Source organism: Aliihoeflea sp. 2WW, from assembly GCF_000497755.1.
Classification (GTDB): domain Bacteria; phylum Pseudomonadota; class Alphaproteobacteria; order Rhizobiales; family Rhizobiaceae; genus Aliihoeflea.
Window position 1 is genome coordinate 1 of record NZ_AYOD01000018.1, and the last position, 18,614, is coordinate 18,614.

16 protein-coding genes are annotated in these 18,614 nt (G+C 65.2%); 6 read left to right on the plus strand and 10 right to left on the minus strand.

What is annotated here, in order from left to right; translation table 11 throughout:
- Positions 1-67: 67 nt before the first annotated feature.
- From lpdA to mdh, 8 genes are all read right to left on the minus strand, one after another.
- Entirely contained in the window at positions 68-1,474 is a 1,407-nt protein-coding gene (lpdA, locus tag ALII_RS0111425; RefSeq protein WP_024587445.1) for a dihydrolipoyl dehydrogenase, read from the minus strand.
- 24 nt (positions 1,475-1,498) lie between these two features.
- The gene (locus tag ALII_RS0111430) at positions 1,499-2,245 is read right to left on the minus strand and encodes an SDR family oxidoreductase (RefSeq protein WP_024587446.1); all 747 of its coding nucleotides are present in this window, start codon (positions 2,243-2,245) and stop codon (positions 1,499-1,501) included.
- A gap of 199 nt (positions 2,246-2,444) precedes the next feature.
- A complete protein-coding gene (locus ALII_RS0111435) occupies positions 2,445-2,873 on the minus strand; it encodes a VOC family protein (RefSeq protein ID WP_024587447.1) in 429 nt (142 codons plus the stop codon).
- A 24-nt stretch (positions 2,874-2,897) separates the two neighbouring features.
- Positions 2,898-4,118, minus strand: a complete 1,221-nt coding sequence (gene odhB, locus ALII_RS0111440; protein WP_024587448.1) for a 2-oxoglutarate dehydrogenase complex dihydrolipoyllysine-residue succinyltransferase — start codon at positions 4,116-4,118, stop codon at positions 2,898-2,900.
- 217 nt (positions 4,119-4,335) lie between these two features.
- Entirely contained in the window at positions 4,336-7,323 is a 2,988-nt protein-coding gene (locus ALII_RS0111445; RefSeq protein ID WP_024587449.1) for a 2-oxoglutarate dehydrogenase E1 component, read from the minus strand.
- A 133-nt stretch (positions 7,324-7,456) separates the two neighbouring features.
- Complete coding sequence (sucD, locus tag ALII_RS0111450; RefSeq protein WP_024587450.1) at positions 7,457-8,359, minus strand: succinate--CoA ligase subunit alpha; 903 nt, start codon at positions 8,357-8,359, stop codon at positions 7,457-7,459.
- Positions 8,360-8,364: 5 nt separating this feature from the next.
- Positions 8,365-9,561 carry an ADP-forming succinate--CoA ligase subunit beta gene (sucC, locus tag ALII_RS0111455; protein WP_024587451.1) on the minus strand — a complete coding sequence of 399 codons (1,197 nt, stop codon included), beginning with the start codon at positions 9,559-9,561 and terminating at the stop codon, positions 8,365-8,367.
- Positions 9,562-9,573: 12 nt separating this feature from the next.
- Positions 9,574-10,539 (minus strand): malate dehydrogenase, encoded by a 966-nt coding sequence (gene mdh / locus ALII_RS0111460; protein WP_024587452.1) that lies wholly within the window; start codon positions 10,537-10,539, stop codon positions 9,574-9,576.
- A 288-nt stretch (positions 10,540-10,827) separates the two neighbouring features.
- Here mdh and ALII_RS0111465 point away from each other — a divergent pair, with 288 nt between their 5' ends.
- The gene (locus ALII_RS0111465; protein ID WP_024587453.1) at positions 10,828-11,328 is read left to right on the plus strand and encodes a GNAT family N-acetyltransferase; all 501 of its coding nucleotides are present in this window, start codon (positions 10,828-10,830) and stop codon (positions 11,326-11,328) included.
- Positions 11,329-11,359: 31 nt separating this feature from the next.
- Here the strand turns inward: ALII_RS0111465 and zapE are convergent, their stop codons facing one another.
- Both zapE and ALII_RS0111475 read right to left on the minus strand, forming a co-directional pair.
- The gene (zapE, locus tag ALII_RS0111470; protein WP_024587454.1) at positions 11,360-12,514 is read right to left on the minus strand and encodes a cell division protein ZapE; all 1,155 of its coding nucleotides are present in this window, start codon (positions 12,512-12,514) and stop codon (positions 11,360-11,362) included.
- 19 nt (positions 12,515-12,533) lie between these two features.
- A complete protein-coding gene (locus tag ALII_RS0111475; protein ID WP_024587455.1) occupies positions 12,534-13,115 on the minus strand; it encodes an AprI/Inh family metalloprotease inhibitor in 582 nt (193 codons plus the stop codon).
- A gap of 226 nt (positions 13,116-13,341) precedes the next feature.
- Between ALII_RS0111475 and ALII_RS0111480 the strand changes: the two genes are divergently transcribed.
- From ALII_RS0111480 to ftsY, 5 genes are all read left to right on the plus strand, one after another.
- The gene (locus ALII_RS0111480; protein ID WP_024587456.1) at positions 13,342-14,421 is read left to right on the plus strand and encodes an MBL fold metallo-hydrolase; all 1,080 of its coding nucleotides are present in this window, start codon (positions 13,342-13,344) and stop codon (positions 14,419-14,421) included.
- 31 nt (positions 14,422-14,452) lie between these two features.
- Positions 14,453-14,626, plus strand: a complete 174-nt coding sequence (locus ALII_RS22400; RefSeq protein ID WP_152529601.1) for a DUF1328 domain-containing protein — start codon at positions 14,453-14,455, stop codon at positions 14,624-14,626.
- A gap of 49 nt (positions 14,627-14,675) precedes the next feature.
- Complete coding sequence (gene dapF / locus ALII_RS0111490; RefSeq protein WP_024587457.1) at positions 14,676-15,557, plus strand: diaminopimelate epimerase; 882 nt, start codon at positions 14,676-14,678, stop codon at positions 15,555-15,557.
- Positions 15,558-15,726: 169 nt separating this feature from the next.
- Positions 15,727-17,016, plus strand: coding sequence for a tRNA (N(6)-L-threonylcarbamoyladenosine(37)-C(2))-methylthiotransferase MtaB (mtaB, locus tag ALII_RS0111495; RefSeq protein ID WP_024587458.1), 1,290 nt, complete (start codon positions 15,727-15,729; stop codon positions 17,014-17,016).
- Positions 17,017-17,026: 10 nt separating this feature from the next.
- Positions 17,027-18,541 (plus strand): signal recognition particle-docking protein FtsY, encoded by a 1,515-nt coding sequence (gene ftsY, locus ALII_RS0111500; RefSeq protein ID WP_024587459.1) that lies wholly within the window; start codon positions 17,027-17,029, stop codon positions 18,539-18,541.
- Positions 18,542-18,614 lie beyond the last annotated feature (73 nt).

Here is an 18,614-nt window from a genome sequence, read left to right on the forward strand (position 1 = left end):
CCTCCCTCCCCCTTGTGGGGAGGGATAAAGGGTGGGGGTCCCAACAGAAGAGCGGCGTAGCCTCCGCCTACATATGGATCGGCTTGAAGAACGTCGCCAGCGCCGCTTCCTTGACCGCTTCCGACATGGTCGGATGCGCGTGGCAAGTCCGCGCAAGATCCTCCGACGAGCCGCCGAATTCCATCAGCACCGCCGCCTCGTGGATCATCTCGCCGGCGCCGAAGCCGACGATGTGGACACCGAGCACGCGGTCGGTCGACGCATCGGCGAGCACCTTCACGAAACCGTCCGTCTGCTGCATGGCGCGCGCGCGGCCATTGGCGGAGAAGGGGAACTTGCCGGCCTTGTAGGCGATGCCGGCCTTCTTCAGCTCTTCTTCCGTCTTGCCGACGGAGGCGACTTCGGGGCTCGTGTAGACGACGCTCGGGATGACGTCGTAGTTCACGTGACCGGCCTGGCCGGCGATGATCTCGGCGACCGCCACGCCTTCATCCTCGCCCTTGTGGGCGAGCATCGGGCCGCGAATGACGTCGCCAATGGCGTAAATGCCAGGGACGGAGGTCTGGAAATGATCGTCGACCGCGACACGGCCGCGCTCGTCGAGCGCGACGCCGGCTGCTTCGATTCCAAGCCCGTCGACATAGGGCCGGCGGCCGGTGGCAACCAGCACGACATCGGCGTCGAGCGTCTCCGCATCGCCGCCCTTCACCGGCTCGAAGGTGACCTTCGCGCCATTGCCAGCCGCCGCCACGCCGGTGACCTTGGCGCCGAGCTTGAAGTCGAGCCCCTGCTTGGCGAGAAGCTTCTGGAACTGCTTGGCGACTTCGCTGTCCATGCCACCAAGGATCGTGTCGAGATATTCGACCACCGTGACCTTGGCGCCGAGGCGCGACCAGACCGAGCCGAGCTCGAGCCCGATGACGCCGCCGCCGACGACGACGAGCGTGCCCGGCACCTTTTCGAGCGCCAGCGCGCCGGTGGACGAGACGATGACCTGCTCGTCGAACTTGACGTCGACGCCCGGAATGCCGGCGACGTCGGAGCCGGTGGCGATGACGATGTTCTTCGCCTCGATCTCCTTTTCCGCGCCGTCATCGCCGGTGACGGACAGCTTGCCCTCCCCGACCACCTTGCCGGTGCCGCGCAGCCAGTCGATCTTGTTCTTCTTGATCAGGAATTCGAGGCCCTTGACGTTGGCGTCGACGGTCGCCTGCCGATGGCCGAGCATCTTGGCGAGGTCGAGCTTCGGCTTGCCGACATCGATGCCGAGCGCGGCGAAGGAATGGCCGGCCTCGGCGAACATTTCGGATGCGTGCAGCAGCGCCTTCGACGGGATGCAGCCGATATTGATGCAGGTGCCGCCGGGCGTCGCGCGCTTCTCGACGAGCCCGACCTTGAGCCCGAGCTGCGCCGCCTTGATGGCGCACACATAGCCGCCCGGCCCCGCGCCGATCACCACAACATCATAGCTCATTGATCCGTCCTTCCTGATGATATGTTAGCGCCCGCCGCCGACGTCGAGCAGCGCGCCTGTCGTGTAGGATGCCTGGTCGGACAACAGCCACAAAATGGCTTTCGCCACCTCGTCGGCTGTGCCTTCGCGCAGCATGGGGACCATGCCCCTGACGCGCGCGACACGATCGGGCTGGCCGCCCGAGGCATGGATTTCAGTGTCGATGATGCCGGGCCGCACCGCATTGACGCGGATGCCCTCGGCCGCGACTTCGCGGGCAAGGCCGAGCGTGAACGTATCGATCGCGGCCTTCGAGGCGGCGTAGTCGACATATTCAGCCGGGCTGCCGAGTTTTGCGGCCACCGACGAGACGTTGACGATGGCACCGCCCGCGCCGCCATGGAGCGTGGAGAGGCGCTTCACGGCTTCCCCCGCGCAGAGCATGGGCCCGACGATGTTGGTGCGCATCATGCGCGTCAGCCGTGCTTCGCCCATCTCGTCGACGCGCGACTTGGCATCGACCACGCCGGCATTGTTGACGAGGCCGGCAAGTTTTCCGCGCGCATCGGCAGCAGTGAAGATCGTGGCGATGCCGGCCGTAGTCGAGGCGTCGGCCTTGACCGCGAAGGCGCGTCCGCCGGCGGATTCGATGGCGGCGACGACGGAGGCGGCGGCATCCGCGTTGGAGACGTAGTTGACGAGGACGTCATAGCCCGCCGCGCCGGCAAGCCGGGCCGTGGCCGCGCCGATGCCGCGTGAGGCGCCGGTGATGATGAGGATGCGGGGGGTCATCGCAGAGTCTCCGGGAGCGTTGCATCACCCCCCTCTGGCCTGCCGGCCATCTCCCCCTCAAGGGGAAAGATTAGTCTCGTCCTCGCCGCGCATGCCCGGTGACGGTGGTGGCGGACCGATGGAGTGCGTAATCTCCCCCCTTGAGGGGGAGATGGCCGGCAGGCAAGAGGGGGGTGCGACGAGGCGAAAACATATCCACTCATCTCCCCCTCCCCAACGGCGCATTGAACGCCCAGACATGGCCGAACGGGTCGCGCAGCTTGGCATAGCGCGCGCCCCAGAACACGTCGGCCGGCGCCATCACCACATCCGCCCCCGCCTCCACGGCCCGCGCAAACGCCGCATCCACCTTCTCCGGCGTCGCCAGGTTGACCGAAACCGTCATGCTGGCGCCGCCGCGCGTGTCCGGTCCCATCACGTCGCCGCCAAGTTCCGGAAACTCGTCATGCAGCATCACCTCGGAGCCGAACAGCGCAAGGTTGGCGTGCAGGATGCGCGTTCCGTCCTCGGCCATCTGCTCGTAGGTCTCGACCGCCTCGAAGGCGGTCTCGTACCAGGCGACGGCCGCCTTCCCGCCCTTGACGCACAGGTGAACCTGGATCGGCGGAATGTCGGGATCGTAGGCCATCGCGGGAGCCTCCCAGACCTCGCCCTACAAGTCGAGGACGAGGCGCTCGGGGTCCTCCAGCGTCTCCTTGACGCGCACGAGGAAGGTCACGGCTTCCTTGCCGTCGACGATGCGGTGGTCGTAGGACAGCGCGAGATACATCATCGGGCGGATGACGATCTGGCCGCCGACGACGACGGGACGCTCCTGGATCTTGTGCATGCCGAGAATGCCCGACTGCGGCGCATTGAGGATCGGCGTCGACATCAAGGATCCGTAGACGCCGCCATTCGAGATGGTGAAGGTGCCGCCCTGCATGTCGGCCATGCCGAGCTTGCCGTCGCGCGCGGCGACGCCGAGGCGGCCGATTTCCTTCTCGATCTCGGCGATCGACATGGCATCCGCATTGCGCACCACCGGCACGACGAGGCCCTTGTCGGTACCGACGGCGACGCCGATATGGGCAAAGTTCTTGTAGATGATGTCGGTGCCGTCGATCTCGGCATTGACCGCCGGGATTTCCTGCAACGCATGCGTCACGGCCTTGGTGAAGAAGCCCATGAAGCCGAGCTTCACGCCGTGCTTCTTCTCGAACAGATCCTTGTACTTGGAACGCAAATCCATGACCGGCTTCATGTCCACCTCGTTGAAGGTGGTGAGCATGGCGGCGGTGTCCTGCGCGTCCTTGAGGCGGCGCGCGATAGTCTGGCGCAGGCGCGTCATCTTCACGCGCTCCTCGCGGGACGCGTCGTCACCGGAGGACGGCGCGCGGGCAGCCTGCGGCGCTTCGGCTTTGGCGGCCGGACCTTTCGCAATCGCGTCGAGCACGTCGCCCTTGAGCACCTGTCCGCGCTTGCCGGAACCCGAAACCTGGTCGGCCGAAACGTTCTTTTCGGCCATCAGCTTGGCGGCGGACGGCGCGGCCGGCATGTCGCCGGACTTCGCTGGCGCGGCCGCCTTTTCTTCCTTGGCGGGCGCCGGAACAGGCTTTGCCTCTTCCTTCTTCGGCGCAGCGGCGGCTGCCCCCGAACCGGCGGCGATCATGCCCAAAAGCGCGCCGACCTCGACCGTCTCGCCTTCCTGGACGGTGATTTCGGAGAGCGTACCGGCGGCAGGCGCGGGCACCTCGACGGTCACCTTGTCGGTTTCCAGTTCGACGATCGGCTCGTCGGCGACGATCGCGTCGCCGGCCTTCTTGAACCACTTGCCGATGGTTGCCTCGGAGACGGATTCGCCCAGGGTCGGGACGCGGATTTCGGTGGCCATATCGGATTCCTATCCGTTGAGTCTGGAATGAATGTCGGTCGCGAAAAAGGACCCCCACCCTGTATCCCTCCCCACAAGGGGGAGGGAGGGCATCAGCGTCTCATTTATCGCTTCCCTCGATGCGAAGATGACGGTGCGCGCGCAACGCGCATGGCTCCCTCCCCCTTGTGGGGAGGGATAAAGGGTGGGGGTATGACAAGCGGAGACGTTCATCGACCTATTCGCCGAGCGCGTCTTCGAGGAACGCTTCGAGCTGTGCGAGATGCTTCGACATCAGGCCGGTAGCCGGCGACGCCGAGGCCGGACGGCCGGTGTAGCGCACGCGCTGGTGCTTGGCGTCGATATGCTGCAGCACCCATTCCAGATAGGGATCGATGAACGCCCAGGAGCCCATGTTCTTCGGCTCTTCCTGGCACCACACCATCTCGGCGTTGCGGAAGCGCGAGAGCTCATTGATCAACGCCTTGGCCGGGAACGGGTAGAGCTGTTCCACGCGCAGGAGATAGACGTCGTCGATGCCGCGCTTTTCGCGCTCCTCGTAGAGATCGTAATAGACCTTGCCCGAGCACATGACGACGCGGCGGATCTTGGAATCCTTGACCAGCTTGATCGGCTGGTCGCCCAGATACTGCGCGTCGTCCCACAGCAGCCGGTGGAACGAGCTTTCGCCCGACATTTCCGACAAGGTCGACACGGCGCGCTTGTGGCGCAGGAGCGACTTCGGCGTCATCAGGATCAGCGGCTTGCGGAAGTCGCGCTTCAACTGACGGCGCAGGATGTGGAAGTAGTTCGCCGGCGTGGTGACGTTGGCGACCTGCATGTTGTCTTCCGCGCACATCTGCAGGAAGCGCTCGAGGCGCGCCGAGGAGTGCTCCGGGCCCTGGCCCTCATAGCCATGCGGCAGGAGGCAGACGAGGCCCGACATGCGCAGCCACTTGCGCTCGCCCGACGAGATGAACTGGTCGAACACGACCTGCGCGCCATTGGCGAAATCGCCGAACTGCGCTTCCCACAGCGTCAGCGCGCGCGGCTCGGCGAGGCTGAAGCCATATTCGAAGCCCAGCACCGCCTCTTCCGAAAGCATCGAGTTGATGACTTCGTAATTGGCCTGCTGCGGCCCCAGATTGTTGAGCGGGATGTAGCGGTCTTCGTTGCGCTGGTCGTAGAGGACGGAGTGGCGCTGGCTGAACGTCCCGCGCTCCGAATCCTGGCCCGAAAGGCGGATCGGGTTGCCGTCCATCAGGATCGCGGCAAAGGCGAGCGCCTCGGCCGTCGACCAGTCGATGCCCTCGCCCGTGTCGATCATCTTGCGACGATTGTCGAGGAAGCGCTGGATGGTCCTGTGCGCCTCGAAATCCTTCGGCACCTCGGTCAGCTTCTTGCCGATTTCCTTCAGCGACTTGACCGGCATCGCAGTCTTGCCGCGACGCATCTCGTCCTGGCTGTCGGCGGTGCGAAGACCGGTCCAGGCGCCGTCGAGCCAGTCGGCCTTGTTGGGCTTGTAGGCCTGGCCCGATTCCCATTCCTGTTCGAGATGGGCGCGCCAGTCGGCCCGCATCTTCTCGACCTCGCCATCCGAGACGACGCCCTCGGAGACGAGCTTTTCCGAATAGAGCTGCACGGTCGTCCGGTGCTGGCGGATCGACTTGTACATGATCGGCTGCGTGAACGCCGGCTCGTCGCCTTCGTTGTGGCCGAAGCGGCGGTAGCAGAACATGTCGATGACGGCCGGCTTGTGGAACGTCATGCGATATTCCATCGCGACCTTGGCCGCGTAGACGACGGCTTCCGGATCGTCGCCGTTCACATGGAAGATCGGCGCCTCGATCATCTTCGCCACGTCCGACGGGTAGGGCGAGGAGCGCGAGAAGCGCGGATTGGTGGTGAAGCCGATCTGGTTGTTGATGATGAAATGCAGCGTGCCGGCGACGCGGTGGCCGCGCAGGCCCGACAGGCCGAGGATTTCGGCGACGACACCCTGGCCCGCGAAGGCCGCGTCGCCGTGCAGCAGCAGCGGCAGCACTTTTGCGCGGGCCTCGATCGGCACGACTTCCTCGCGTGTGCGGCCGAAGATCTGGTCCTGCTTGGCGCGCGCCTTGCCCATGACGACGGGGTTGACGATTTCGAGGTGCGACGGGTTCGCGGTCAGCGACAGATGCACCTTGTTTCCGTCGAACTCTCGGTCCGACGAGGCGCCCAGATGGTACTTCACGTCGCCCGAACCCTCGACGTCGTCGGGTGCGAAGGAGCCGCCCTTGAACTCGTGGAAGATCGCGCGGTGGGGCTTCGCCATCACCTGGGAAAGAACGTTGAGACGGCCGCGATGGGCCATGCCGAGGACGATCTCCTTCAGGCCCATGGCGCCGCCGCGCTTGATGATCTGCTCCAGCGCCGGGATCAGCGCTTCGCCGCCATCAAGGCCGAAGCGCTTGGTGCCCTTGTACTTGACGTCGATGAACTGCTCGAAGCCCTCGGCCTCGATCAGCTTGGCCAGGATCGCCTTCTTGCCGTTGGCGGTGAATTCGATGCCCTTGTCCGGCCCCTCGATGCGCTCCTGAATCCAGGCCTTCTCCTCGGGGTTGGAGATGTGCATGAACTCGACGCCGAGCGTCGAGCAATAGGTGCGCTTGAGGATATCGACCATCTCGCGGATGGTCGCGAATTCGAGCCCCAGAACGTGATCGATGAAGATCGGCCGGTCGTAATCGGCTTCGGTGAAGCCGTAATTTTCCGGCGACAGCTCGTTATAGTCTTCCTTGGCCTCGGCGAGGCCGAGCGGATCGAGATTGGCGTGCAGATGGCCGCGCATGCGGAAGGCGCGGATCATCATGATGGCGCGAACGGAATCGCGCGTCGCCTGCATGACCTGGGCGGGCGAGAGCGCGGAGGTGCCGTCCGCTGCCTTTGCCTTGAACTTCTTGTCGAAATGCTGTTCGAGCGCGCCCCAATTGCCATCGAGCGCCGAGACGAGTTCGCCATTGGCGGCAACGGGCCAGTTCTTCTTGGACCAGGACGCGCCGGCCGCGCCCTTCTTGACCGCCTCGGCATCGTCCTTCAGTTCGGCAAAGAACTCCCGCCATTCCGGCTCGACGGAGCTGGGGTTGTCCTGCCAGGACGCATAGAGCTCGTCGATATAGGCGGCATTGCCACCATAAAGGAACGAGGTGAGCGATGCCCGGTCGTTTGCCTGGTCCTGACGTGCCATTTTCTTCAATCTCGGAGCGCCGCGCTCCGTCTCCTTTTTGAGGTGAATGGGAAAATGGTGAATGGTGAATGGTTCGGGCCGAAGCGTGGCGGCCGATCCATCATCCCATTCACCATTCACAATTCACCATTCACTAACCCTTCAACGCCTCGACCAGCGTCGTGCCGAGACGTGCCGGCGAGGGGGACACGCGGATGCCCGCCGCCTCCATCGCCGCGATCTTGTCTTCCGCGCCGCCCTTGCCGCCCGAGATGACCGCGCCGGCATGGCCCATGGTGCGGCCTTCCGGTGCCGTGCGGCCCGCGATGAAGCCGGCCATCGGCTTCTTGCGGCCGCGCTTGGCCTCGTCGCGCAGGAACTGTGCCGCGTCTTCCTCGGCCGAGCCGCCGATCTCGCCGATCATGATGATCGACTTGGTCTCGTCGTCGGCGAGGAACATCTCGAGCATGTCGATGAACTCGGTGCCCTTGACCGGATCGCCGCCGATGCCGACGGCCGTCGTCTGGCCGAGACCCGCATTGGTGGTCTGGAACACTGCTTCATAGGTAAGCGTGCCGGAGCGCGAGACAACGCCGACCGAGCCCTTCTTGAAGATGTTGCCCGGCATGATGCCGATCTTGCACTCGTCGGGCGTCAGCACGCCGGGGCAGTTCGGGCCGATCAGGCGCGAGGACGAACGGTCGAGGCGCGCCTTGACCTTCACCATGTCCATGACCGGGATGCCCTCGGTGATGCACACGATCAGGCCGATCTCGGCTTCGATCGCCTCGAGGATCGCATCGGCCGCGCCTGCCGGCGGAACGTAGATCACCGACGCATCGGCGCCGGTCCGCTCCTTGCCCTCGGCGACGGTGGCGAAGATCGGCAGGCTCTCGCCCTTCGATCCGGTCCACGTCTCGCCGCCCTTCTTCGGGTGGATGCCGCCGACCATCTGCGTGCCGTGATAGGCGAGCGCCTGCTCGGTGTGGAACGTGCCGGTCTTGCCGGTGAGGCCCTGGACGAGAACCTTGGTGTCTTTGTTGACGAGGATGGACATCAGGCTCAGGCCCCCTTCACTGCATTGACGATCTTCTGCGCCGCGTCGTCGAGATCGTCGGCGGAGATGACGTTGAGGCCGCTTTCGTTGATGATCTTCTTGCCGAGCTCGACATTGGTGCCTTCGAGGCGCACGACCAGCGGCACCTTGAGCCCGACTTCCTTGACGGCCGCGATCACGCCTTCGGCGATGACGTCGCACTTCATGATGCCGCCGAAGATGTTGACGAGGATGCCCTTCACAGCCGGATCGGCCGTGATGATCTTAAAGGCAGCCGTCACCTTCTCCTTGGACGCGCCGCCGCCGACATCGAGGAAGTTGGCGGGCTCGGCTCCATAGAGCTTGATGATGTCCATGGTCGCCATGGCAAGGCCGGCGCCGTTGACCATGCAGCCGATATTGCCGTCGAGCGCGACATAGGCGAGGTCGTACTTGGACGCCTCGATTTCCTTGGCGTCTTCCTCGGTCGTGTCGCGCAGTTCGACGATGTCGGCCTGGCGGTAGAGCGCGTTGTTGTCGAACGAGACCTTGGCGTCGAGAACGCGCAGGCGGCCATTGGTCATGACGATCAGCGGATTGACCTCGAGCAGCGCCATGTCCTTCTCGGTGAAGGCCTTGTAGAGGATCGGGAACAGCGTCTCGCCGTCTTTCGCCGCATCGCCGGTCAGTTCCAGCGCCGCGTTGAGCTTCGTCACGTCGTCGGCGGTGACGCCCTTTTCGGGATCGATCGCGACGGTGATGATCTTTTCGGGCGTGTCATGCGCGACCGTCTCGATGTCCATGCCGCCTTCCGTGGACACCACGAAAGCGACGCGGCCGACCGAACGGTCGACGAGGATCGAGAGATAGAGCTCGCGGTCGATGTCCGCGCCGTCCTCGATATAGAGACGGTTGACCTGCTTGCCGGCATCGCCCGTCTGCTTGGTGACGAGCGTGTTGCCGAGCATTTCGTTGGTGTGGGAGACGACCTCCTCGACCGACTTGGCAAGGCGCACGCCGCCCTTGGCGTCCGCGCCGAGTTCCTTGAACTTGCCCTTGCCGCGCCCGCCGGCATGGATCTGGCTCTTGACCACGTAGAGCGGGCCGGGCAGCGACTTCGCCGCCGCTTCCGCCTCGGAGGCCTTCATGACGGGAACGCCTTCGGCAACCGGAGCGCCGAACGACTTCAGGACCTGCTTGGCCTGGTACTCATGGATATTCATGCCGGGAAATCCTTACTGCTTCAGTGCGGGCGCGATTTCGGAGCAGGCGTCGCAAAGGCCCTTCACCGATTCCACCGACTTTTCGAACATCTTCTGCTCGGCCTTGTTGAGGTCGATCTCGATGACGCGCTCGATGCCGCCGGCGCCGATCACGGTCGGCACGCCGACATACATGTCCTTGACGCCGTACTGGCCCGACAGATGCGCCGCGCAGGGCAGGACGCGCTTCTTATCCTTGAGATACGCTTCGGCCATCTGGATCGCCGAAGAGGCCGGCGCGTAATAGGCCGAGCCGGTCTTCAAGAGGCCGACGATCTCGGCGCCGCCATCGCGGGTGCGCTGGACGATCTTGTCGAGCTTGTCCTGGGTGGTCCAGCCCATCTTGACGAGGTCGGGCAGCGGAATGCCGGCGACCGTCGAATAGCGGGTCAGCGGCACCATCGTGTCGCCATGGCCGCCGAGCACGAAGGCGGTGACGTCCTCGACCGAGACCTTGAACTCGTCGGCGAGGAAATAGCGGAAGCGGGCGCTATCGAGCACACCGGCCATGCCGACGACATGGCTCTTCGGCAGGCCGGAGAACTTCTGCAGCGCCCAGACCATCGCGTCGAGCGGGTTGGTGATGCAGATGACGAAGGCATTCGGGGCATACTTCTTGATGCCGGCGCCGACCTGCTCCATCACCTTCAGATTGATGCCGAGAAGATCGTCGCGGCTCATGCCTGGCTTGCGCGGCACGCCGGCGGTGACGATGCACACGTCAGCGCCCTCGATCGCCGAATAGTCGTTGGCGCCGGTGAAGCTCGCATCGAAGCCGTCGACCGGCGAGGACTGCGCGATGTCGAGGCCCTTGCCCTGCGGCACGCCCTCGGAAATGTCGAACAGGACGACGTCGCCGAGTTCCTTGAGGCCGATCATGTGGGCGAGCGTGCCGCCGATCATGCCGGAGCCGATGAGGGCAATCTTGTTGCGAGCCATGTATGGAAATCCCCTGGATTGGTTTGCGACGGCGCGGAGCCGAAGATGCGTTTCAACCATTTAACGCGGGCACGGGAGGTCGCCCGGGAGTGGGCGTCGCATAGACCGATCGGCCAAAAAATTCAACCGATTCTTTGGCCGCCATATCTTTCAATCGGTTAGATCAAGGCGGACTTACGTAAACGTCAATTTACAGGGTTGTTGATGCGAGCAGTCCTGTCTAACAGGACCAGCGGCGTATTGCTAAGCGACAAGGTCCCAACGCAATTGCACGGATGACGCAACCACATGATCGAAACACCCAACTTAATCCTGCGTCCTCCAATACGGCATGACTTTGAGGCGACGGCGCTCATGTTTGCGGACCCTGTCGTCACGGCGCATATCGGCGGCAAACCCGTACTCCGCGCTGATGCATGGACCCGATTTCTTCGCGACGTAGGCCATTGGACCATCGAGGGCTTCGGGCTGTTCTCCATCATCGAAAAGTCGACCGAGCGCTATGTCGGCAAAATGGGGTTCGCGCGTTTCGAGCGAAATCTTGGTGAAACAGTTGGGACGGACGTTGAGGCGTCCTGGGTTCTCGCATCTACTTTCCACGGGCAGGGCTATGCGCGCGAAGCGGCCAGCGCGGCGCACATATGGTTCGATGCGGTTCATGATCGCCGCATCGCCTGTCTCATCGCAATCGAAAATCGAGCTTCGATCCGTTTGGCCGCTATCCTTGGATATGAGCATATCGATCAGATTGAAGGGCCTCACGGCCCCGCCGATCTTCTGGTTCGATGAATGCCGCAGCCGCAACAGGCTCCATCGCGCGTCAAGCCGCTCGCGCACTTGACGCCCATTCCGCGCTCTGCATCTCGATCAGCCGGGATACCGTGCGGTCGAATTCGAACGCCTCGGTGCCGCTGCGCGCATGGTAGAGATCCTGCGGCGGGACTTCGGCCGAGAGGATCAGCCGGGTCTTGCGGTCGTAGAACGTGTCGACGAGGAGAATGAAGCGTTTGGCTTCGTTTCGCCGGTCCATGTCCATGGCCGGAACGCAGTCGACGAGGATGGTGTCGAACTCCGCGGCGATGGCGAGATAGTCACGCGCGCCGAGCGGCTGGGAACACAAATCCGCGAAGTTGAACCGGGCCGCCCGCCCGTTCGCATGCGGAACCGGGATTTCCCGCCCCTTGACGCGGATGGTCCGCGGCTGGGTCTGGTGGCCGGAGCCGGCGACGTCCCATGCCTCGTCCATCAGGCGTTCGCCATCGCCGGTGCAAGGGGTGATGTAGACGGGAATGCGGCCGAGCTTTTCCAGCCGGTAATCCGTCGATCCGTCGAGCGGCAGGATATCGCAATGCCGCTTGAGCACCGCAACGAAGGGCAGGAACAGGCCACGATTGAGCCCGTCGCGGTAAAGATCGTCCGGAGCGACGTTGGAGGTGGCGACGAGCACCACGCCGCGCTCGAACAGCGCCGTGAACAGCCGCGACAGGATCATCGCATCGGCGATGTCGGTGACGGTGAACTCGTCGAAGCAGAGCACCCAGGCTTGGTCGGCCAGCGCTGCGGCGACAACCGGAATGGGGTCGCTCTCCTTCGTCTCGCCGCGCTTCAGCGCTTCGCGATGCCGGCCGATCCGGTCGTGCACGTCGGCCATGAAGTCGTTGAAATGGGCGCGACGCTTGCGCCTGACCGGCAGCAGCTCGAAGAAGAGGTCCATCAGCATGGTCTTGCCCCGACCGACACCGCCGTAAAGGTAAAGCCCCTTCACCAGTTCGCGCGCCTCGCGGCGCTTGCCGAACAGCCAGCCGAGCGCGCTCGACTTGGCCGCGAGCCGCTTGGTGCGGATTTCCGCCGTCAGCCGGTCGAACCGGTCGGCCAGTGCAAGCTGCCTTTCGTCGCGCGACAGCGCGCCATGCGCCACGCGGTCGAGATAGGCATCCCGGACCGAGCGGAATTCGGGCAGGCCGTCATGCGGCATGGGGCAGAGCGTCCGGCGTCTAGCGCGACAGCGAGAGCGGCTGACCCGTCGTGGTCTGGCCGTTGAACGACCCGCTGCCGGCCGACGACAGATTGGCCAGCGCGCCGCCATTGGCGTCGTAGAGCGTCAGCGTCGAGCCCGACACATTCCACGAGCGCACGCCGTCGAGCGGCGCCGGGCAGCGCAGCGGGCCGGCGCGGAAGCCTTCGCCGAAGCGCGTCTGCGGCGTCGCGATGCGGCAGGACTGACCGGCGACCGAGGCGTTCCAGACGCCAGCGACACCGCCCGCCGAAACCGGCGCACCGCCGCCGGCCGGGGGAAGCGAGGCGACCTGCGCGCCGCCCGCATCGGAACCGGGTGCCGCCGGGAAGGCGCCCTGCGTCATTCCGGGCTGGATCGGGCCGGGATTGGTGACGCCGGGCTGCGTGGGGGGCGGCAACTGGCTGGACGAGACCTGTCCGGCCGGCGCGGCCGTGATCGGCGAGGGCGCGGTCGCGACCACCGCCGGGCGGGTGTCGACGCGCGAGAACCGGTCGCTCGTGCAGCCGGTGACGGCGAGAGCGGAAACTGCGATGAGTAGCGTGCTTTTAGTCAGAGTCATTGATCCACCTCCGTCGAAGCAACGCCCGGTCACTCCGCAGGTTCCTGTCTGTGCGTCCCTTGATGCGCCCAATGGCGCGCAACTGTGGCGACGGTCGGGTCATATTCGGCATAACAAGGTTAATTTACGATGTGCTGTTGCCGAAATTCAACAGTCTCATGGGCTTAAACCCACGCTTATGTCATTTGCGCATGACGAACCATCGGATAATTTCGCGCGCATGAAGATGAGCAGGCGGCGCATGCTGACATGGCTGGGACTGGGCGGGCTGGCGGCGATGGCCGGCGGCATCGGGATCGCGAAGGCGCAAAGCGGAAACCGCTACTATAGCGGCCCCGTCAGCGACCATTTCGACGGGCGGGTGTTTTTCAACCCCGGCGGCGAGGAGCCCCGCGGTTTTTCCGACCTCCTGCGCTGGCAGTTCCAAGAAACCAAGGCAAGCTGGCCGGCCGAGTTCCCAAGTCCGTTTGCCGGTGCCGTGCCCGACGCGGCGGTCGAAGGTGACGCGATCCGCGTGACGATGATCGGCCATGCGACGATGCTGATCCAGGTATCCGGCCTGAACATCCTGACCGACCCGGTCTTCTCGACCCGCGCCTCACCCTTCCAGTTCGCCGGCCCGGCACGCGTCAACGCACCCGGCATCGCCTTCGAGGCGCTGCCGAAGATCGACATCGTGCTCCTGACGCACAACCACTACGACCATCTCGACCTCCTGACGCTGTCGCGCCTGAAGCAGGATCACGACCCGCTGGTCGTCACCCCGCTCGGCAATGACGTAATCGTCAAGACAGACATTCCGGACATGCGTCTCCACGTGCAGGATTGGGGCGACGCCTTCGAGTTCGGCCCGCTCATCATCCATTGCGAGCCGGCGCACCACTGGTCAGCGCGGGGCATGCGCGACCGGCGCATGGCGCTGTGGGCGTCCTTCGTCCTCGATACGCCGGCCGGCAAAATCTACCATATCGGCGACACTGGCTTTCATTCGGGCATCAACTACCGCGCGGTCGCCGAAAAGCATGGCGGCTTCCGCCTCGCCATCCTGCCGGTCGGCGCCTACGACCCGCGCTGGTTCATGGCCGCCCAGCACCAGGACCCGAACGAAGCGGTGGAGGGCATGAAGCTTGCCAATGCCGATTTTGCGATCGGCCACCACTGGGGCACGTTCCAGTTGACCAATGAGGCGATCGAGGAGCCGCGCGATTTGCTTCTCGCCGCGCTCGACACTGCCGGCATCGCCCGCGAACGCTTCCGCCCGCTCCAGCCCGGCGAGGCATGGGACATTCCATCAGGAATCGCTTAAGCTGGCGACGCACTTTCGAAGGGGGCTTTGAATGTTCGGCTGGTTCGTCTTTTTCGTCGTGGTTGCGGTCGTCGCCGGTGCGGTGGGCATGCGCAGCGTCTCGCGAGTGGCAAGCCGCATCGCCTTCGCGATCGCCGCACTCGCGATCGCGCTGTTCGTCATCCTGCTCTTGATGTTCGGCTGGGCGGATTCCGTCCAGCTCTGACCGGCGCCGACACTGGTAATTCAGCGTCGTTTCCGCCATATAGCGGCGCATGAGCAATCTGGCGCCATTCGCGAAGATGAACGGGCTCGGCAACGAAATCGTCGTCGCCGACATGCGCGGCCGCGCGGGCCGGGTGACGCCGGCCGCCGCTGTTCGGCTCAACGCCGATCCCGCCACGCGCTTCGACCAGATCATGGCGATCCACGATCCGCGCACGCCCGGCACCGCGAACTATGTCGAGATCATCAATTCCGACGGCTCGATGGCGCAGGCCTGCGGCAACGGCATGCGCTGCGTGGTGCAGGCCTTGGCCGCCGAGACGGGCGAGCGCGTGTTCACCTTCGAGACCATCGCCGGCATCCTGACGGCGAAGGAGCACGAGGACGGGCTGATCTCCGTCGACATGGGCATTCCGAAGTTCGGTTGGCAGGACATTCCGCTGGCCGAGGAATTTCGCGACACCCGCATGATCGAACTCCAGATCGGCCCGATCGACGCGCCGGTGCTGCATTCGCCCTCCGTCGCTTCGATGGGCAATCCGCACGCGATCTTCTGGGTCGACGAAGACGTCTGGTCCTACGATCTCGAACGCTTCGGGCCTTTGCTGGAAAACCATCCCATCTTCCCCGAGCGCTGCAACATCTCGATCGCAAAGGTCACCGCGCGCGACGCGATGACGATCCGCACCTGGGAGCGCGCCGCGGGCCTGACGCGCGCCTGTGGCTCTGCCGCCTGCGCCGCCGCCGTCTCCGCCGTCCGCACACGCCGCACGGATCGCGTCGTCACCGTGACCGTCCCCGGCGGGCCGCTGCTGATCGAATGGCGCGAGGACGACCACGTACTCATGACCGGCCCGGCGGAATGGGAATTTTCCGGTATGTTCGATCCGGCGACGGGAGCGTGGAGCCGAGACGAGACGAGCGCGGCATGAGGGGTTTTTCCGAATTGACCCCCACCCTCTATCCCTCCCCACAAGGGGGAGGGGGACGTGAGCGTGGTGTTTGTATCTTCATCCATGCGCCTAGCGCAGCGATGACGACCTCCCTCCCCCTTGTGGGGAGGGATAAAGGGTGGGGGTATGCAGCCCCCAACGCATCCACATGACCAAGGGCCTCGACATCGTCACCTTCGGCTGCCGCATGAACACCTACGAATCCGAGGTAATGCGCCGCGAGGCCACGCAAGCCGGCCTTGGTGAGCTCGCCGGCGGCGCCATCGTCTTCAACACCTGCGCCGTGACGTCCGAAGCCGTTCGCCAGGCGCGGCAGGCGATCCGCAAGGCGCGACGCGAGAACCCGGATGCGCGCATCATCGTCACCGGCTGCGCAGCGCAGACCGAGCCCGGGACCTTCGCGCAAATGGGCGAAGTCGACCTCGTCCTCGGCAACGAGGAAAAGCTGAAGGCCCACAACTACCGCGCCTTGCCGGATTTCGGCGTCAACCAGTTCGAGAAGGCACGCGTCAACGACATCATGTCGGTGACCGAGACGGCCGGCCACATGGTCGACGCCATCGAGGGCCGCGCGCGCGCTTTCGTGCAGGTGCAGAACGGCTGCGACCACCGCTGCACCTTCTGCATCATCCCCTATGGCCGCGGCAATTCACGCTCCGTGCCGATGGGCGCGGTGGTGGAGCAGATCAAGCGCCTCGTCGGCAATGGTTACGCGGAAGTCGTGCTGACCGGCGTCGACATGACGAGCTATGGCGCCGACCTGCCGGGCGCGCCGCGTCTCGGAAAGCTCGCACGCACGGTTCTGCGGCAGGTGCCCGACCTTTCGCGCCTGCGCCTCTCCTCCATCGATTCCATCGAGGCCGACCCGGAGTTGATGGAGGCGATCGCCACCGAGACCCGGCTGATGCCGCATCTGCATCTGTCGCTGCAGGCCGGCGACGACATGATCCTGAAGCGCATGAAGCGTCGCCATCTGCGCGACGATTCGATCCGCTTCTGCGAGGAAGTCCGCGCGCTGCGTCCCGACATGGTGTTTGGCGCGGACATCATCGCCGGTTTCCCGACGGAGACCGAGGCGATGTTCGAGCATTCGCTGAAGATCGTCGAGGAATGCGGGCTGACGCATCTTCACGTCTTCCCGTTTTCGCCGCGCGAGGGCACGCCCGCCGCGCGGATGCCGCAGGTGCGGCGCGAAATCGTCAAGGACCGCGCCGCGCGCCTTCGCGCCGCCGGCGACGCCGCCTATCGCCGCCACCTGGTCAAGCTGACCGGCACGAGCCAGCGCATCCTCGTCGAGCGCGACGGGATCGGCCGCACCGAAGGCTTCACTATGGCCGCCATCGATGCCGGCGCGCCCGGCGAGATCGTCGAGGCCGTCGTCACCGGCCATGACGGCGAGCGGCTGACCGCAACAGCGCGCGCGCAACGCGCCGCCTGAAGGGAATTCGATGGCAGGTTTCTTCAAGAAGATGTTCTCCTTCGGCCGCAAGGACGATGCCGCCGAGGAAGCGCCGCGCGAGGAGATCGCATCCACGACAGCCGGCCCCGCCGTCGATGCGCCGGCCCTGCCCGACTTCCTGCGCCAGCGCGCGGACGAGCCCGAGCCGACGCCAGTCTCGCCCGCGCCGCAGCCCATCCCCGAAGTGCCGATCGAAACGCCGACCCAGGCCCCCGAGCCGCGCGAAATTCCCGAGCCCGATCCTGTCACGCCGCCGAGCGAGCCGGAGCCCCTCACGCCACCGGCCGAAGTTCCGGTCGAAGAGCCAGCGCCGGAGCCTGCTCCGGTCAAGGTTCCGCCTGCCCCGCCGGAAGTGCCTGAACCGCCGACGGAAATTCCGCCCGCGCCTGTCGAGGTGCCACCGGCACCCGTCCCGGAAATCGCGCCCGAACCGACGCCTGCCCCGCCGCCGCAGGCCGAAGCGCCGGCCGTTCCCGAATTCCTGAAGCGCACGGTCGAGACCGAACCCGACGCTTCAGCGCTGGTGCGCGTCTCGAAGACCGTCGAGCGCGGCCCCGCCACAGCGCCCACCGCCGCGCCTTCCGTCCAGCGTCCCTGGTTCGACCGGCTGCGCGACGGCCTGTCGCGCTCGTCGCGCGAGCTTTCGACCAACATTTCGGGCGTCTTCACCAAACGCAAGCTGGACGACGACACGCTGCAGGACCTCGAAGACGTGCTGCTGCGCGCCGATCTCGGCATGGAAACCGCGATCCGCATCACCGATTCCTTGAGCGAAGGCCGCTTCGGCCGCGACGTCTCGGACGCCGAGGTGCGCACGGTCATGGCGAGCGAGGTCGAGAAGGTGCTCGGCCCGGTCGCCAGGCCGCTCGAGCTCGACCTCTCGCATAAGCCTCACGTCATCCTCGTCGTCGGCGTCAACGGCACCGGCAAGACGACCACCATCGGCAAGCTTGCCGCCAAGCTCGTCGCCGGCGGCCTCAAGGTCACGCTCGGAGCGGGCGACACGTTCCGCGCCGCCGCCATCGAACAGCTCAAGATATGGGGCGAGCGCACCGGCTCCGAAATCGTCGCCTCCAAGCTCGGCGCCGACGCGGCCGGCCTTGCCTGGGACGCGTTCGAGACGGCCAAGGCGAACGGCTCCGACGTGCTGATCATCGACACCGCCGGCCGCCTGCAGAACAAGGCCGAGCTGATGGCCGAACTGGAAAAGGTCGTCCGCGTCCTCGGCAAGCACGACCCGGAAGCGCCGCACACGGTGCTCCAGACGGTCGACGCGACGACCGGCCAGAACGCGATGAACCAGGTCGAGATCTTCCGCAACGTGGCGGGCGTCAACGGCATCGTCATGACCAAGCTCGACGGCACCGCACGCGGCGGTATTTTGGTCGCAATCGCCGCCAAATATCGCCTGCCCGTCTATTTCATCGGCGTCGGCGAAGGCATCGACGACCTCGAACCCTTCGAAGCACGCGATTTCGCCCGCGCGATCGCTGGAGTGAATTGAGTTGATGGACTTAAGGCTGGAAACCGCAGCGTTCTCTCGCGCCCCCCTCTGTCCTGCCGGACATCTCCCCCGC

Excerpts from the sequence above, each read along its gene's own strand:
- lpdA (WP_024587445.1), bottom strand. The coding sequence starts at position 1,474 with ATGAGCTATGATGTTGTGGTGATCGGCGCGGGGCCGGGCGGCTATGTG.
- ALII_RS0111430 (WP_024587446.1), bottom strand. The coding sequence starts at position 2,245 with ATGACCCCCCGCATCCTCATCATCACCGGCGCCTCACGCGGCATCGGC.
- ALII_RS0111435 (WP_024587447.1), bottom strand. The coding sequence starts at position 2,873 with ATGGCCTACGATCCCGACATTCCGCCGATCCAGGTTCACCTGTGCGTC.
- odhB (WP_024587448.1), bottom strand. The coding sequence starts at position 4,118 with ATGGCCACCGAAATCCGCGTCCCGACCCTGGGCGAATCCGTCTCCGAG.
- ALII_RS0111445 (WP_024587449.1), bottom strand. The coding sequence starts at position 7,323 with ATGGCACGTCAGGACCAGGCAAACGACCGGGCATCGCTCACCTCGTTC.
- sucD (WP_024587450.1), bottom strand. The coding sequence starts at position 8,359 with ATGTCCATCCTCGTCAACAAAGACACCAAGGTTCTCGTCCAGGGCCTC.
- sucC (WP_024587451.1), bottom strand. The coding sequence starts at position 9,561 with ATGAATATCCATGAGTACCAGGCCAAGCAGGTCCTGAAGTCGTTCGGC.
- mdh (WP_024587452.1), bottom strand. The coding sequence starts at position 10,539 with ATGGCTCGCAACAAGATTGCCCTCATCGGCTCCGGCATGATCGGCGGC.
- ALII_RS0111465 (WP_024587453.1), top strand. The coding sequence starts at position 10,828 with ATGATCGAAACACCCAACTTAATCCTGCGTCCTCCAATACGGCATGAC.
- zapE (WP_024587454.1), bottom strand. The coding sequence starts at position 12,514 with ATGCCGCATGACGGCCTGCCCGAATTCCGCTCGGTCCGGGATGCCTAT.
- ALII_RS0111475 (WP_024587455.1), bottom strand. The coding sequence starts at position 13,115 with ATGACTCTGACTAAAAGCACGCTACTCATCGCAGTTTCCGCTCTCGCC.
- ALII_RS0111480 (WP_024587456.1), top strand. The coding sequence starts at position 13,342 with ATGAGCAGGCGGCGCATGCTGACATGGCTGGGACTGGGCGGGCTGGCG.
- ALII_RS22400 (WP_152529601.1), top strand. The coding sequence starts at position 14,453 with ATGTTCGGCTGGTTCGTCTTTTTCGTCGTGGTTGCGGTCGTCGCCGGT.
- dapF (WP_024587457.1), top strand. The coding sequence starts at position 14,676 with ATGAGCAATCTGGCGCCATTCGCGAAGATGAACGGGCTCGGCAACGAA.
- mtaB (WP_024587458.1), top strand. The coding sequence starts at position 15,727 with ATGACCAAGGGCCTCGACATCGTCACCTTCGGCTGCCGCATGAACACC.
- ftsY (WP_024587459.1), top strand. The coding sequence starts at position 17,027 with ATGGCAGGTTTCTTCAAGAAGATGTTCTCCTTCGGCCGCAAGGACGAT.